General features: G+C 40.8%; 17 protein-coding genes. 11 read left to right on the top strand and 6 right to left on the bottom strand.

What is annotated here, in order from left to right; genetic code table 11:
• Positions 1 to 10: 10 nt before the first annotated feature.
• The gene (locus tag NQ117_RS07685; protein WP_258277385.1) at positions 11 to 694 is read left to right on the top strand and encodes an ABC transporter ATP-binding protein; all 684 of its coding nucleotides are present in this window, start codon (positions 11 to 13) and stop codon (positions 692 to 694) included.
• The gene (locus NQ117_RS07680) at positions 691 to 3,303 is read left to right on the top strand and encodes an ABC transporter permease (RefSeq protein ID WP_258277384.1); all 2,613 of its coding nucleotides are present in this window, start codon (positions 691 to 693) and stop codon (positions 3,301 to 3,303) included. The genes NQ117_RS07685 and NQ117_RS07680 overlap by 4 nt, the downstream gene beginning before the upstream one ends.
• 142 nt (positions 3,304 to 3,445) lie before the next feature.
• Here NQ117_RS07680 and NQ117_RS07675 read toward each other — a convergent pair whose 3' ends face one another.
• A complete protein-coding gene (locus NQ117_RS07675; RefSeq protein ID WP_258277383.1) occupies positions 3,446 to 4,021 on the bottom strand; it encodes a cupin domain-containing protein in 576 nt (191 codons plus the stop codon).
• A 144-nt stretch (positions 4,022 to 4,165) separates the two neighbouring features.
• Here NQ117_RS07675 and NQ117_RS07670 point away from each other — a divergent pair, with 144 nt between their 5' ends.
• Positions 4,166 to 4,651 (top strand): hypothetical protein, encoded by a 486-nt coding sequence (locus tag NQ117_RS07670; RefSeq protein ID WP_258277382.1) that lies wholly within the window; start codon positions 4,166 to 4,168, stop codon positions 4,649 to 4,651.
• A 189-nt stretch (positions 4,652 to 4,840) separates the two neighbouring features.
• Here NQ117_RS07670 and NQ117_RS07665 read toward each other — a convergent pair whose 3' ends face one another.
• The 3 genes from NQ117_RS07665 to NQ117_RS07655 form a co-directional block, all read right to left on the bottom strand.
• Positions 4,841 to 5,380, bottom strand: a complete 540-nt coding sequence (locus NQ117_RS07665; protein WP_258277381.1) for a DUF6022 family protein — start codon at positions 5,378 to 5,380, stop codon at positions 4,841 to 4,843.
• Between the two features lie 411 nt (positions 5,381 to 5,791).
• Positions 5,792 to 6,190 carry a VOC family protein gene (locus NQ117_RS07660; protein ID WP_258277380.1) on the bottom strand — a complete coding sequence of 133 codons (399 nt, stop codon included), beginning with the start codon at positions 6,188 to 6,190 and terminating at the stop codon, positions 5,792 to 5,794.
• A gap of 260 nt (positions 6,191 to 6,450) precedes the next feature.
• Positions 6,451 to 6,948, bottom strand: a complete 498-nt coding sequence (locus tag NQ117_RS07655; protein ID WP_258277379.1) for a DUF2165 family protein — start codon at positions 6,946 to 6,948, stop codon at positions 6,451 to 6,453.
• A gap of 250 nt (positions 6,949 to 7,198) precedes the next feature.
• On the opposite strand from NQ117_RS07655, the gene NQ117_RS07650 reads away from it, so the two are divergent.
• From NQ117_RS07650 to NQ117_RS07630, 6 genes are all read left to right on the top strand, one after another.
• Positions 7,199 to 7,654, top strand: a complete 456-nt coding sequence (locus NQ117_RS07650; RefSeq protein ID WP_258277378.1) for a DinB family protein — start codon at positions 7,199 to 7,201, stop codon at positions 7,652 to 7,654.
• A gap of 675 nt (positions 7,655 to 8,329) precedes the next feature.
• A complete protein-coding gene (locus NQ117_RS07645; RefSeq protein ID WP_258277377.1) occupies positions 8,330 to 9,604 on the top strand; it encodes a helix-turn-helix domain-containing protein in 1,275 nt (424 codons plus the stop codon).
• 485 nt (positions 9,605 to 10,089) lie between these two features.
• The gene (locus NQ117_RS24150) at positions 10,090 to 10,266 is read left to right on the top strand and encodes an aspartyl-phosphate phosphatase Spo0E family protein (protein ID WP_375163028.1); all 177 of its coding nucleotides are present in this window, start codon (positions 10,090 to 10,092) and stop codon (positions 10,264 to 10,266) included.
• Positions 10,238 to 10,483 (top strand): hypothetical protein, encoded by a 246-nt coding sequence (locus NQ117_RS07640; protein WP_258277376.1) that lies wholly within the window; start codon positions 10,238 to 10,240, stop codon positions 10,481 to 10,483. The genes NQ117_RS24150 and NQ117_RS07640 overlap by 29 nt, the downstream gene beginning before the upstream one ends.
• Before the next feature lie 217 nt (positions 10,484 to 10,700).
• Positions 10,701 to 11,120 carry a MarR family winged helix-turn-helix transcriptional regulator gene (locus NQ117_RS07635; protein ID WP_258277375.1) on the top strand — a complete coding sequence of 140 codons (420 nt, stop codon included), beginning with the start codon at positions 10,701 to 10,703 and terminating at the stop codon, positions 11,118 to 11,120.
• Positions 11,121 to 11,267: 147 nt separating this feature from the next.
• Positions 11,268 to 11,897, top strand: coding sequence for a hypothetical protein (locus tag NQ117_RS07630; protein ID WP_258277374.1), 630 nt, complete (start codon positions 11,268 to 11,270; stop codon positions 11,895 to 11,897).
• 218 nt (positions 11,898 to 12,115) lie between these two features.
• On the opposite strand, the gene NQ117_RS07625 is transcribed toward NQ117_RS07630, so the two are convergent.
• Entirely contained in the window at positions 12,116 to 12,724 is a 609-nt protein-coding gene (locus NQ117_RS07625; protein WP_258277373.1) for a flavin reductase family protein, read from the bottom strand.
• Positions 12,725 to 12,882: 158 nt separating this feature from the next.
• Here NQ117_RS07625 and NQ117_RS07620 point away from each other — a divergent pair, with 158 nt between their 5' ends.
• Positions 12,883 to 13,272, top strand: coding sequence for a winged helix-turn-helix transcriptional regulator (locus tag NQ117_RS07620; protein WP_258277372.1), 390 nt, complete (start codon positions 12,883 to 12,885; stop codon positions 13,270 to 13,272).
• Positions 13,273 to 13,443: 171 nt separating this feature from the next.
• On the top strand, positions 13,444 to 14,886 hold the full coding sequence (locus NQ117_RS07615; protein ID WP_258277371.1) for an aryl-sulfate sulfotransferase: 1,443 nt from the start codon (positions 13,444 to 13,446) through the stop codon (positions 14,884 to 14,886).
• Positions 14,887 to 14,911: 25 nt separating this feature from the next.
• On the opposite strand, the gene NQ117_RS07610 is transcribed toward NQ117_RS07615, so the two are convergent.
• Positions 14,912 to 15,871, bottom strand: coding sequence for a reverse transcriptase domain-containing protein (locus NQ117_RS07610; RefSeq protein WP_258277370.1), 960 nt, complete (start codon positions 15,869 to 15,871; stop codon positions 14,912 to 14,914).
• Positions 15,872 to 15,924: the final 53 nt, after the last annotated feature.

Genomic DNA, 15,924 nt, shown 5'->3' with positions numbered 1-15,924 from the left:
GAGGTTAAAGATGGAGATTTTACGAGTAGAAAACTTGTCGAAAACATACGGTGACGGCGAAACAGCTGTTACTGCACTAAACCATATTTCTTTTTCCGTACAAAAAGGGGAATTTGTAGCGATTATTGGTCCATCTGGTTCAGGAAAGTCTACACTTTTGCATATACTTGGCGGCGTAGATACGCCAACATCTGGGAAAGTAATTGTTGATAACACGGATATATACGCCATGGATGAAACGGCTTTAGCCATTTTTAGACGTAGGCAAATCGGTCTTATCTATCAATTTTTCAACCTGATTCCTGTTCTTAATGTGGAGGAAAATATTACTTTGCCTTTGCTATTGGACGGTAGAGAAGTAAATCAAGATAACCTAGCTAACATTGTTGATATCTTAGGTCTTCAACAGCGATTAAAGCATTTGCCCAACCAGTTGTCTGGTGGTCAGCAGCAGCGTGTTTCCATAGGACGTGCCTTAATTAACAGTCCAGCTATCGTATTGGCAGATGAGCCAACCGGTAATCTGGATAGCAAAAATAGTGCTGATGTTATAAGCCTTTTGAAAAAGTTACACAAAGAGCGAAATCAAACACTTATTATTATCACCCATGATGAAAACATAGCTTTGCAAGCAGATCGGATTATTTCCATCCAGGATGGCATGATTTCCAAAGACGAGGTGATCCGACGATGAATATCATCAATCAGCTCACCTTGCGTTATATGAAACATAATAAAAGCCGCACGATTGTTACTATCATTGGGGCAGTTATTTCGGTCGCCATGCTTACAGCCGTGTTTACGATTAAGGCTTCTTTCATGGATATGATGCAAAGAGAGGCTATTGCCTACAGTGGTAAATGGCATGCTGCATTTCTTGATGTTGCAGGGGAAGATGTAGACCGTATTACAAATAAGGCAGAAATTAAAGGGTATGATATAGAAAACGAGCTAGGTTTTGCCCGGCTTGCAAACTCTAAAAATAGCAAAAAACCCTACTTGTATGTTACGGAACATAGTAATTACGATTTACTAGCGGTTAGCACCATCGAAGGCCGCTTGCCTAAAACAGAAGATGAACTGGTCATTTCCAAGCCATTTATGCAAACCTCCGGTGTTCCATGGAAGGTCGGTGATGTCATTACTTTGGAATTTGGTGAGCGCAGCGAGATTGTAGAAGGCGTTAAAATGCCATTAGTCCGCCAAGATCCTTACTACTCAAAGGAAGTTTTTACGTCTAAAAACAGCAAAACCTATACGATTACCGGCATTGTTCAAGCACCTGCGCGAGAGTATGATGCAGCAGCAGCTTACCGTGCATTCAGCGGTCTTTCTGAGAACCATTTGAAGACAGATTCCCCTTACACCGTCAGTGTTGAATATAAGGATTATAAAAAATGGGGGACCGATGTCTATCAGGTTAGTGACAATATCGCCAGTAACGTACATCGAGTAAATGACCAAGTGAAATCAAACGGAGTAAAAATCGAGTATCATCGAAACCTTCTGCTTTATTCCGGAATTTCGAATGACGATAGGTTTGTTACTACTATGTATTTGGCTATTATTACGATTGGTACGATTATTATGATCGGATCGATATCACTTATTTATAACGCGTTCGCCATCTCGCTGTCAGAGCGCAGTCGTGCTCTAGGGATGCTGTCCAGTGTAGGGGCAACCAAACAGCAAAAGAGAGCTTCTGTATTTTTTGAAGCCACGGTAATTGGTTTATTCGCTATACCGGTAGGATTACTATTTGGGTCATTAGGTATTGGTGTAACCTTCGAACTACTCAGTCCGTTTATCCAAAGAATGTTTTCAGTTAGTGAACCCATTCGTATCGTAATAGAACCGTTTAGCGTCATTGCTGTTATCCTAGTTTCTATTTTAACGCTTTTCATTTCGGCATGGTTGCCAGCCGTAAGAGCATCTAGAATTACTACGATAAGCGCTATCAGACAGAACAAAGATATTGAAATGAAAAGTAATGATGTTCGCACATCAAAAGTAACTCGTAGGTGGTTTGGATTTGAAGCGGAGCTTGGATTAAAAAATATAAAGAGAAACAAACATCACTATCGTACAACTGTCTTTTCTCTTGCTATCAGCGTCATTTTATTTTTAGCAGCCTCTTCCTTTTCGTTGTATTTAGACAAATCTTATAACATGGCACAAGCACCGGTCCCATACGATGTAGCCGTCTACGTGAGCGGTGATGATTTGGCAGAAGTGAAGTCATTAACAAACGAACTGATGACTGTCAAACATGCTACAAGTAAAGTAAAGACTCAAAAATTTACTGCAGCATTAAACCTTAAAGAAAATCAAGTAGCGATGGACATTGCTAAGCGATTAGCACCATACGAGGGTGCTTACACTTTGAATGCAAACATTGTTTCGCTCGATGACACATCTTTTACACTCTATCTACAAACGATTGGTATAGATAATAATAAATTCGAGGGTGCTAACATTCCGGCAGTACTTGTAAATCAGTTCACCTTGAAAGAAAAACGGATTTTTACAGATATCACCCAATTGACCGTTAACGAAGGAACGGAACTGTCTTTCAGTATCAATGAAAATGGATCTGAGGCGAAATGGAACATCCAGATCACATCTATTACGGATAAACGTCCACCATTTATGCATCACTACCAGGAAGATCCTTCTCTTGTAACGCTTGTTGTTTCAGAGCATGGATTTGACAGCATGCTTCAACAAATGGGTAATGTACATCTACCTAACTATATGAACAGCGAGGTTCAATTTACAACAGAACAGTCTGCTGCTTTGGAAAATGAAATAGTGCCTATTACAAATGGCTATCCTAGTGTAAATGCCTTTACAAACAATCTGATCGAGCAACGGCAATCTGAGTTGGATCGGGCTACGGTCATATCCGTGTTCTTATATGGCTTTGTCATTCTCATAGGGCTTATATGTACGGCAACGATAATTAATACGATTTCAACAGGCATGGCTTTAAGAAAAAGAGAGTTTGCCATGTTAACTTCGGTTGGGATGACTCCAAAGAGCATGAAGCGGATGATACGCTGTGAAGGACTATTTTATGCCATGAAGTCGCTGCTTTACGGATTGCCTATTAGCTTAGGTGTAATCTATTTAATCTATAAGATTCTAAGCCGTAATTTCTCATTTGATTTTACGCTGCCTTGGCTGGATATTACCCTAGCAGTAGTGGGTGTGTTCTTTATTGTAGGATTGACCATCCTCTATGCGACTAGAAAACAAAGTGGACAAAATATTGTTGAAACATTGAAGAACGAAAATATCTAATGGAGATATAAAATACGCTAACTTAAAACCCTCGATTCCCTATATTGCAAATGCCACCCTGGAGCGGGTGGCATTTTTTTTAAGGTGAATGTCCAGATACTAAAAGCAGATCGGATTCAGCCCTATATTTTGGAGAGCGAATTTAATACTGGATAGGCACCCCTTGCTGCAATTGGGCTTGAGCAGCATCTGGTGGACCTATAATAACCGTCTGAGTGATAGGCTTGAGTACTTCTGCAAGCTGGGCGGCATTTACACCATAGATGATTTGGAATACTTCAGGTGGAGTTTTACGAAGAACGTCGGAGCCGAACACCGTTTGCGCAGCGCTATTATCGAAAATAGCTAACAAGTGGGTACGATCCGTAAGCGCGATTTCCCAGTGCCACCATCCCATTGGGATATAGACGGTTTGAGGAGGCTTGACACGGTAGGTAAGTACTTGCAGTGTAAACGGATTAAGTATGGAGACAACAGCTTCTCCTTGTATGACGTATACAAGCTCAGCTGCGTTAGGATGCCAATGAGCTTCAACACTGTTTCCTCTGCTCAGGTAAATGTCGAGCAACCCTAAATTTTGCATGACTGGTAATTGCTTTTGAAATTGCTGAAGAATAAAGTTTTGATCGTTCTTTTGATAAAAGGGTGCTGATCGTAAGTCAAAGGATAAGTTCAAAGAAGGGGAACTAAGTGCGGCCGTCATGTTGTCGGTGGACATGGGCAATATCCCGCCTTTCCATAGTGGGTGATTGCCTACTATATTCATTCGTCCACATCGTTGTGATTTGTCCGATATTTGAAATCGATGATATAGTAATTATATTGATATGTAAATCCCAAATATGTGAAAGTTGGTGGATTTATGAAAAAAATATTTTCGATTGTCTTCGCCCTAACTTTAATGTTCGTGTTTTCATCTTGTAATAAACCTGTTACTCCTGATACTAATGAAGTGTGGCTATCATCGTTAAATGAAGCGATTGAGCACGGGTTACAAACTGAAGAGGCGAGTTTACTACTAACGCAAGAGTATCAAGGTATACATTATGCATTAATCGCCAAAGTAGGAGGTGAAGTCGCCTTAGCCAGAATTAATAAAAAAGACAAAGGATACTTGTGGGAGAGGGTAACGTTATACTTAGGTATACCTTCTTATGTCGGGGCTGAATTTACAACGGAATCTGGAGAGAAGATTCCTATAATTATAGGGATAACAGAAAAAACTTCAAAAAAGGTAAAACTTGAAAGAGGTTCGAGGACCGTAGTTTTAGATGTGCATAATGGTCACTACATTGGGTTCGACCTTTCAATTAAAGGCCGCTCATTCACAGTAACTGTTATTGAGTGAGGCGTATTAACCCCCGGGCTGCTATCATTGTCTTAATCGACTAACACCGTTTTACTTCTTCTCAAATAACGGGCTGGTTTATTTTCCTTAGCTCGATTTAATAGAGCTGAGGTTTTTCATTATGCAGCTCGGCGATACTCGTTAGGTGACAAGCCACCCAAACATTCCGACTTGGCATTCCGCTTGAGCTTATTCAAGACTCTTCAAATACCTCTCATACTCAACCGTAAACTCAAGCGCTTGGGCAAATTCAGGAGATCGAGCTGATAATGCTTCAACTACAGCTTCTTTACCCACTTCTGTTAATGCTAAAATATCTGGCTGCTGCGGTACTCGGAACTGGGTGTGGTCATGATAGATGATCGTGACAATCGTACCAATTGGCTCTTGCTGCGGGCCATAAACCGTACTCCACATCCAGCGCTGCTGATGAGTTTCCTGTTCGTTGCCCCATTCTCGTGAAATCTCAAATTCTCCAGGGAATCGAGGCTCTGGCTGAATACCGACTTCTTTAAATTGACGGTGGATAGGCAGGAACACGAGATTTGAATACGTTCCATAGGCGGCATCGCCTGCTTCGCTGTACGCTTTATTCAATTTATCCTTATGAATCGTAAGAATGGAATCCCAGTTGTCTACAATATGCTTTTCCACATAGCGGGCAATGCTTTGAATACGCGCCTCGCCTTTCTCATCCAAAATGGTTCTTAACAAGTTCGTGTCTTCCATTAAACCTCATCCTTTCGTTTGAGAACGTAATTACCTTTAGATCTTATAACATTGATGCAAATGATAAGGTTCTCAATAACTGACGTAATTCTGTTGGGAAATATATAAATAAAACCTTACCATATATGTTTGAGTTTTCATGATAGGGTTGCTGCGCTCGTAGTGTCTATTTGCTACAATAAAGCTTGCTGCAGCGAGCTGTCTTTATTCAGAAGTGTGCTTTATGTTGATGTAGAGCAGTTGGAAGGCAAAGCGAAATGCGGCCACAAATGCGTGTATGCGATTAAGCCGAATTCATGAGCTTATAAATATAGAAAAAGAACACGGTCCAATGGAGCGTGTTCTTTTCGTTAGGCTGTCTTCGTAAAAATTTTTGAATAATGGAAGCTTGGGAGGAACCATTGTGGCTTTTTAAGGTGCGACTACTTCAACCTTTATTCTGTCTGGGTCTTCGAAAAATAGGGCATAGTAGTCTTTCCCTCCTGCATACGGATGTCTGTCTTCGTAAAGCATGCTCATTCCCTTGGCACGTATCGTTGTAGTTAATTCATCTACTTGTTCTCGTGAAGTCGCATGAAATGCCAAATGATTCAGTCCTACTCGACAGCGATTGTATGGAACGTCCAAGTGTTTTTCACTTGCTTGAACAAACACGAGGTACGTATCTCCTAACTTCCAACTACGTCCATGTTCCCATTCCTGATATGACGTATAACCAAGCTCTGACAAGAACCAGCCCCAGAAATCAACCGAACGTTTGAGGTGTGATACGTTTATCTCAATATGGTGGAGTAATCCCAAATGATTCATCCTTTCATTGTCCTCTATGATGAAAGATGCGAAGAGGACTGTCACATTATTGTAGAACGTATGTTCTTATTTGTTCAATGGTTAGAGGGAGATCATCACTTTTCAAGATGAGATGTAACGTTCAACAGTGAATCAGCAAGGGAACTTTTTTGAATAAGAAAAACACCTTATCCAGCAGCCCTGATAAGATTGGGCTTGAATAAGGTGTCTGATTATCGATGCTAGTTAAATTCTATGAACCGTAGAAAAACGAATACTTACTATTCATCATTTTTAAGTGATAAGAAGATCAGCACACCAAAAATATAGCTTACGATACGATCAGCAGGCGCTAAACCGTTCCATTCCGAGGACATCCACATTGCAAACCATTCCCCACCGACTGTCGTAAATCCGAAAAACCAAATGGAGACAGCAAGACCGAGCGAAATGTAAGCCCAGCTCTTGGATTGATGATAGTTTGCTCCACCAGCCTTTGCATGCCTAAGTAACTTTATTCCTCCAATCCAAGCGGTTACAGCAACTGCAACTTCAGCGATAATAATCAAGATGTATCCGATGTGATGGAAGAGCGGGCTCGTAATCGCACGGTACATCAGTGTGTTTCCTTCAAATGTAGTATCCATGCTCAATACATGTTTCACAAACTGGAAGTTTGTGTTGTAGTCGGTTATATTTCCGAGTGCGATGAGGGAAACAAAGACCGCAAAGAACAGGACAAAGGCGCCTTTCAAATAACGAATGATTACAGTATTCATGTTAGCAACCCCTTTGAGTGAATGGTGTAATTTGTAAATGGATAAAGACCACATTCAGCGTATATAGATTGCTACAGATTGTCAATATGTGTACAAGAACAAAAGAATGCGGGCGTAAATATTTTGTGTGAATAGATAAATAGAAACTAGGAATTTACCACAAAAAGGTTGTTTTCGTTCATTCCAATGATTAAACTAACCGATAACAGTAAGTTCGAGTAATCGATGAGATGAAGAGGGGGAAACCGAAATGAAGACGATCAAGTGCATGATGGACCACCTGTACTGGGCGGATGGGCGCATCTTGGACGCGCTCGAGGAGAGTGAAACGAAGAACAAGGATCTTCTGAAGCTGGTTCGGCACGTCGCGGTCGCGGAACGAGTCTGGCTGTCCCGATTGCAGGGCAAAGGCAGCGCGCAATATTCGTTGTGGGAGGAAGCGGAAGACCTGACGGCGATCCGGATGATGTTTGAAGAAAACGCAGAGCAATATCGCGTCTATATCGAAGAGATCGAGGAATCCGAGCTGGACGAGATGATCGACTATGCTAGCCAGAGCGGGGATCCGTTCCGAACGTCCGTCCGGGACATCCTATTGCAGGTCCTCTTACATGGGCAATATCACCGAGGACAGATTAACCGAGCACTTCGGATCGAATCGGCAGAACCTGTCCAAATCGATTACATCACGTTCGCGAGGCTCTAGTAGAGCCTAATGATCACCATTACTCATTTCTTCTTAACCCTCTTCCAATAATAGAACTGTATTCTTGTAAAGCTCTTGAGCATTTTCTTTGTCAAAAGTGTTCTTCATCAGACTTACTTCTTTTCGTTGGACATAGGCTATTAGGCTCTGGTGGCGTGTCCAACAACTCAAAAATTGGAATGATAGCTTGATCAACTGATTTGCCGATTATTTTGAACATGAACTTTGTGAAAGTGCACTACAATGGGCCACCGGGAAAGTTGCCGAAAGAACCGCCGTGTTAGTGGTCAGTGGATTTCATTCTTCTGTAAGTTCGTTGGGCTAACGGAGAAGGTTAGTTCAATGAAACAGCGATAGTCTAGGACTTTATTTTGGTCCGTGGCTATCGCTGTTTCAATTTTCAGGGTCAGTCTAAACCATTATTTCCTGATGACACTTATGGTCGTAATCCTATATGTTCAGTATTTATACAGGGTGTATAATCTATACTTGATATGTATTGACTGCTGGTAAAATTATGCTATACTGAATTTTTAGTGAAGGTTTCCTCAATACTCTAAAATATAAATCCGCCGAAACGATGTGCCATAGATCTATAATGTATTATCCCTTCTTAGACACTCATAATTCATACTATAGGATTTGGTTTATAATGATAAAGGATGTGAAAGTGAGATGATTGTTACTTTTGCAGACATGATCAGACACCGTAGGTCAAATTTAGAATTGACAATGGACAAGCTAGCAGAGAAGGCGAATATACGCAAAAGCACTATCTCCAAAATTGAAAACGGAGAAGTCAAAAAGCCTGAGTATAAGACAATAAAATCGCTTGCTGAGGCATTAGAAATCCCTTATGATGATTACATAGGGATTTACATCTCTTTGGAACGTAATTCAGATATCATGCTAGATATACTCCAAGAAGCCATTTCAACTTCTAATTCTATTTTCCTCATCACAGATATTGCTACAAAGTATTTAGAACTTCCTCACTTAGAAAGCTATGACTCTATTGAAAAGATATTTACCACAGCAAACGATGTTAATGATATTTCAATAAAACTTTCATTATTTAAGACAGTAGTCACTTACTCGCGTAGTCACGGTGTAATGCTATATATTGCAAAAGGCATGTATCAGGTTTATTTGCTCGAAAGAAATGATTTTAGCAAGTTAGAGGCTAGCTATCAATCGGGTAAAAGCGTATTAGCCTACGTTGATTTTTTGAGTTTGGAAGAACAAATAAAGCTGTATTATTCTTTAGAAAATCACGCTTATGCTCTTCTGAGGTTCAATGAGTCTATTGATTTTAGTATGATTGTAATTGAAATAGATATTTATAAGAGTGAGTTCAGCGCACATGCTACATTTAATATTTGTAACTGTCATTACTATTTGAATGACTTTGCGAAAAGTAAAATTTTTCTTGATAAATATAAAAAATACTCGTTTTCGTTTGTTAAAGACAACGTTCAATTTATGACGGGTTGTATAAATGGGAGATCTGGAAAAACTGATTTAGGTATAGAGCAATTAGAACAATATTTTAAAGTAACCTCTCCATTTAATTTTGTATATGTCGTTACAATGCTAATGGATTTATATTTAATAAAATCAGATCTTATCTCCGCAAGAAGTTTGCTTACATACGAAGCAGAAATGAAAAACTCCTTAAATCTCGAATATACTACTCCAGATAAAAAGGCTAGAATGGCTTACTTCTATCAGATGGCTGGAAATGCTTTAATAAGCCAAGATGTAGAAAAGGCATTTGATTATTATCTAAAAAGTGCCTTAGAGTACATGAAAATAGGATTATTCGACCGCGCTTTGGGTAGTCTAATGCTAATTAATGAAACCATTCTTGAGGATCATTCACATTTAAGTATTGAAATTATAAGAAGAATCAATGAAGTATACAAGCAAATCATTATTAAAAAAACATAGAAAGGATTGGTTGGCATGAAAAAGATAATGTCTAAACTACCGATTCTTTTAGTATTGACCTTGCTGTCTGTTGGAGTAATTAATTCTGACGATGTCATTACGTTATTTGGCGGTGGTACTCCTTGGATTAAGACCTAGTGATCAAGTTGTTTTTTTTTGGAGAGGATTGGTTTATATGAAAAAAATAATGACTAGATTGCCGATTCTTTTTGTAACTACTTTATCATTGGGGGTTGTTATAGACATTGTTATGCTTACTGCTCCATGGGTACTACCAAAATAAAGTATAAATATTTTGTTTGATGGTACGTAGACAGAAGTAGACACTGAATTCAGTGTCTGCTTTTTTGTTTTTTGTTTCCATACTTTCCATTGGGAGAAAACCGCTGGAAACAAAAGATATATTCTGTTCAGGGGAGACCTTGTCACACATGGTGGATGAATTAGGGGGTTCGTCCACCATGTAGTTTATTCTGCAAGGACTGATGAAGATGCTTGAAGATATCGAATTCTTACGATTCCGATTAAATGAAGCCTATAAAAAAGGCTTGGAATTGACCGATGGTAGGATGGTTGAAATGAGTCAGGACTTGGACAAGTTATTGCTAAAGTATCAAAGGGAGTGCCTTCACAATGGAGTTAAGATTGAAGTATTTACGTAATGACTCATTCACAGAAGAAAATAAACGTCTAGTGCTTAAGCTGGTAGGAGAAGAGATTAAGGACGTAGATTCAACTAATAAAGCTAATTATTACACTCGGTGTGGTTGTGTTTATAAAAAATCTTATTACAAGCGTTTTGACTTTGAAGAAACTTTTATCGATGTTTTTGCTTGCAGTTGCGGAGTGTGGGTAGCCAATCAAATGAAATCTTGGTAATTAAAAAAATGCATTTATATGAAAGTATATTTATATAGGCATATAAGAGGGTGAGATTAAACTAAATAGGAGCTTTGAATGTCTTCAAAATCCTACATCTTTACACATAATTTTTGACGCTACCAAAAGAATGGGCTGTTTAACTTGACTGTAGCTATTCGTTTCCTATATTTTAATAAGTAAAATATATATCTTTTAAAATACTGGAGGATGTCTAGTGACAGAGAATAAAGAAGAGTTTGTAGATATACAGGCTATCATGCTGGATATGCGTCTCGTACAGCAGAAATCTAAAGCTTTCATCGATATACTGACGAGCAATGATGTATTGTCGCAAAATCATATTACACTGCTAATGGATTTGAAGTTAAACGGAAGTATGCGCATTACCGAAATTGCGGAACGTTTTATTATTACAGCTGGAGCAGCAACTTCGATGTGTGACAAGCTAGAAGAGCAGCAGCTAGTATGCAGAATTCGCTCAAAGGAAGACCGTAGAGTGGTTATGGTTGCTCTAACACGAGAAGGAGAAGAGAAGGTGCATGAGATTTTCACCAGAATTCCGGCTCAAAAGCTGCGTACGATTTCTCATGTTTTTAAACAAGTGAATGAACTGATGTCCCAAATTATCGATTGAAGATAAGCTGTTACGCAAAGGCGTGGCGGCTTTTTTTGTTCATATTTCTTGGTTGTTATTGACAACATGTGACTTCGGAATTATATTAACTATTATATATTTTAACTATTAAAATATATATCTGATAAAATAAAAGCGGGGGCATTTATGGAGACGAGAACAGTGGAAACAGCAGAACATATACGGATTAACGGAGCTGGAACTTATCGTCATGATATTCAGGCCAAAAGCGTACATACAGCGGGTCATGGCCGGTTTGAGGGCAGCATCAGCACAGAAAGTTTCAAAAGCTCGGGTTCTTGTTATGTAAAAGGCCATTGCAGCACCAAGCAGATGTCTAGTAATGGCCACGGACATTTTCACTCTATAACTGCTGATCGCATTGATTGTTCAGGCTCATTTCGAGCTGATCAATCCGTGACTACCCAGTCGTTTCACGCAAAGGGCATCGTTATGATTGGAAATACGCTGACATCGAGAGATGTACATATCCGTTTCCAAGGGGGGACTTCCTCCATTAAACACCTTATTACAAAGGAAACGATTGATATTCGCATGGAGCGACGCCTATTTTTGAATTTACTTTCTTTTGGGAAAAAGAAGGTGGTTTGCTCTAGTCTTGAGGGTCGAAGGGTTGAAATTGATCATGTGGAAGCAGATCTGATCATTGGGGAGGATATTCAAATTGGCCCGAACTGCAAGATCGGTGAAGTTCGATACTCGAAACAGCTGGATATCGATCCAAGCTCGGTAATAGAACGTGCGGTGCAGATTTAGATACTAGGATCGGTTCTTCTTTTTACCGTACAGCATTGTTTAATAAGACGTTTTGGGATTAACACAAAGCTTCAACATTATAAAAGAAATAAAAAAGACGGTCGTTAAATAACGGCCGCCTTGACTTGTAAGTATCAGTTTTCAACAATTTGAAATGGAAAAAGATTTGTCATAGTGAAGCTGACATTTGCACCGCTAAATATTCTTATCGTTTACATTTATAAGTGAAATGTAGATGTCAGTCCGGCATAATCACCGGCTAAGCTTGCCAATGGCTTCCATTTACCCACTGCTGTTTTATAATTTCCCGCATAAGAAGCGGAGTCTATTTGCACGTGCTCTATGATTCCAAGAACCAGATGATCTCCGCCGACGGGTATAATTCGATCGAGTTTTAGCTCGAAAGCGATCGGAGCTTCAAGTACTGCTGGTACATTGATGCACTTACAGGGCTTGGGCGTGACTCCTGCAAGTTCAAACTCATTCTTAAACGGCCCGACATTAGCGGACGAACGCTGCATCGCTTCGCCTAGAGGCTCGGAAACCATATTAATAACATACTCTCCGAGTTCACGAATATTGGTCAGCGTATCCTTGACTGTGCCGTCTCGTTCGCCTACACCTGGGCCGATAGAAATCAGCAGTGTTGGTGGGTTACGGGAAGCAACAGTAAAAAAACTAAAGGGAGCCAAATTTAATATGCCTTCCTTGCTTTTGGACGAAACCCACGCAATGGGTCTCGGTACAACTGAACCGATCATCAATTTATACATTTCATGCTCACTTAAATCGCTCGTATGAAACTCGATTGCATCATAACTTGGCATAATGATTATCCTTTCATTACTTTCTCCGGGGGCAGTTTCGGTTTAAACTGTTAACCAGAGAGAAGTTAACTGCTCGCACTTGGAACTCATACTAGCACATATTCTCAAAAAAAATAGTATGCACTTTAAAGTGAGTACTTACTTTAAGGGAAGGGAACATGATAATGAAACAGACCGAAGCTACGGAAAAAAAGAATAGCCTGACTCCGTTTGACTATACGTTAACCATGATTGGCGGCAAATGGAAAATGAAAATCATGTATCAATTAATCAGCCAAGAGGTTATACGCTACGGTGAGCTCAAGCGGTGCATTCCAGACATTACTCACAAGGTCCTGAGCTCCCAGTTGAAGGAGCTAGAAGAAAGCAATATTATCAACCGGAAAGAATACCGACAAACACCTCCTAAGGTGGAATATTCTTTAACTCCAAGGGGCAGAACCTTGATGCCGATTCTGGAGGCTATGTGCAAATGGGGGATGCACAATCTACCTAGTAATGTAAGTAGTGAGCCTGCAGAAAATAGCAGCTACGGAACCAGACAGTAAATGAATCCATACTTGACTACTAGGAATAATGCGGATAATATATTCCCAATACATTTACATAGGCTACAGCCGATTGGATCACCAAAGGCTCATGTATCTCTGACAGCTTTCAAGCTGCTGGAGAGGCATGAGTCTTTTATTATTTCCTAGCGAGTGAGAGGAGTATGAACGATGGGACATCCTACGATTTATCCAACGGGAACAACGGTTTATAAACCTGAGCAGGCATGGAGCGGCTATACGCTGTATCAAGCTGCAGATACGGGGGCGCTGCTTATCGATATGAATGGTCGAGAGGTTCATCTGTGGAAAGGGCTACGCGGGTTTCCGAACAAGCTGCTGCCTGGCGGTTATGTACTTGGCAGTACGGCACAGCGAGATACTAAGTATGGATTTCAAGATGAGAAGAATTTAGTTCAAGTCGATTGGGATGGCAATATCGTGTGGAAGTTTGACCGATATGAGTGGATTGAAGATCCAGACAATCCGCCGCAATGGATGGCGCGCCAGCATCATGATTACCAGCGTGAAGGCAATCCTGTCGGTTATTATGTACCTGGTCAGGAGCCAAAGGTGGACGCGGGTCGCACGCTGCTGCTTGTCCATAAAAATGTAACTCGTCCGAACATTTCGGATAAGCTGCTGCTGGATGATGTCCTTATTGAGGTGGATTGGGAGGGAAATATCCTCTGGGAGTGGGCATGCAGTGATCATTTCGATGAATTGGGTTTTGATAAGCAGGCAAAGGAAGTACTACATCGTGATCCGAACACGCGCTTCTTTGGTGCCAATGCAGGGGATTGGATGCATATTAATTCTGCTTCTGTGTTAGGTCCAAATAAGTTCTATGATGCTGGAGACGAGCGTTTCCATCCAGACAATATTATTTGGGATGCCCGCGAGTCTAATATTATCGCCATTATAGATAAGCAATCTGGCAAAATCGTGTGGAAGCTAGGGCCGAATTACGATACCGAGGAAACGAAGCATATCGGCTGGATTATCGGACAACATCACGCACATCTCATTCCGCGAGGGTTGCCGGGTGAAGGGAATCTTCTTGTATTTGATAACGGCGGCTGGGCCGGTTACGGTGCGCCGAATCCGGAGTCAGCGGACGGGTTGAGAGTAGCTCGACGGGATCATTCTCGTATTTTAGAAATAAATCCAGTGACGTTACAGATCGAGTGGCAGTATACGCCGACCGAAGCGGGATTTCAGGCACCGCTTGATTCTTATCGATTCTATAGCCCTTACATTAGCTCGGCGCAGCGCCTCCCTAATGGCAATACGTTAATTACAGAAGGAGCAGACGGTAGAATTTTCGAGGTGACTAGTGAGCATGAACTCGTGTGGGAATATATTTCTCCTTATAAAAATCAACGGAATGCCAACATGGTCTATCGGGCATATCGTGTGCCATATGGATGGGTGCCGCAGCTTGAACGTCCAGAGGAGGTTACTATTTTGCCGATTGATGTGGCTGATTTCCGCGTGCCAGGAGCGGCTCCGCGCGGAGCGATTACATCCGTTGAAGTGGAAGGAACGGCAGCATATGCGGAAGGAGCGTTATGCGTGGCAAGAATCGATGAAACACAGCGTGAGGAAAAATAGTTTATTTTAGAAGTGGAAATGACGGCTACGTTGTCCTGGTTGCAGGTGCGGCGTAGTCGTTTTCTTTTGGACCAAAACGAGCCGTGTAGCTGCCAGATTTGGATTTGATCTTCTGTGAGCAGAACGTTGTTCCTAGAAACTCGAAAGAAACATGCGCATAGTTTCCTTTACGGGTATCGTCTTTGCAGTAAACGATTCTCGTTTTTTCCGGATGTGGGGTAAGTTTGTATAGAGTGAATCTTTGCTGTAACTGGGCTAGCAGTTTTTTCGCACTCGTTTCATTTTTACAATGACAGATGATATCATCCGTGTAGCGTTCGAATGGAATATCGGGATGCTTGTTCTGCATCCATTCATCAAAAATATGATGCAAATACACATTGCCTAGTAAAATATTGAGTTTGCTGCCTTGTGCGAGTCCCTTTCTTGATTTGACTAAAGAGCCATCTTTCATTTGCGCAGGTGCGATCATCATACGATGGTTGTATAGTAGTGACCATTTGCTCCGAATATGTTTTTTCAACATATCCATAAGTAATCTATGGTTAATGTTCTCGCCAAATTTTTTAATATCCATGACGATTGCCCAGTCATACTGTAAACATCGTTCGCCTGCTATTCGTATGGCAGCGTCCCGCGCGGGCCTTTTTTGTTTATAGCCAAATGAATCTGGATGAAATAAACGTTCAAATGTTGGTGCGAGTTCATTTTTTAACAATGTCTGTACGATAAAATCTTTCACCGTTGGGATGCCCATAGGTCTCCATCCGCCGCTTTTCTTGGGGATTACAATTCTTCGAACCGGTGAAGGCACATAATTGCCGGAGTTAAGCTCGACCAACAATTCATGCAGCAATTTGATTCGATTTTGTGTGAATTGTTCAATGGTTTGACCATCTATGCCGATAACTTTGGTTTTCTCTGATTGTCGGAAGGCTTCCCACAAAACGTTCTTCGGTATGCGAAAGCGATGCATCTTCTCCATCTTATCCCCCTTCTTCATCTACCGAACGATAGGAATGTACTAACATATGAAAA

Origin of the sequence: Paenibacillus sp. SC116 (genome assembly GCF_024733555.1) — a bacterium.
Classification (GTDB): Bacteria; Bacillota; Bacilli; order Paenibacillales; family Paenibacillaceae; genus Paenibacillus_B.
This window is presented reverse-complemented; position numbering and strand designations above follow the sequence as displayed.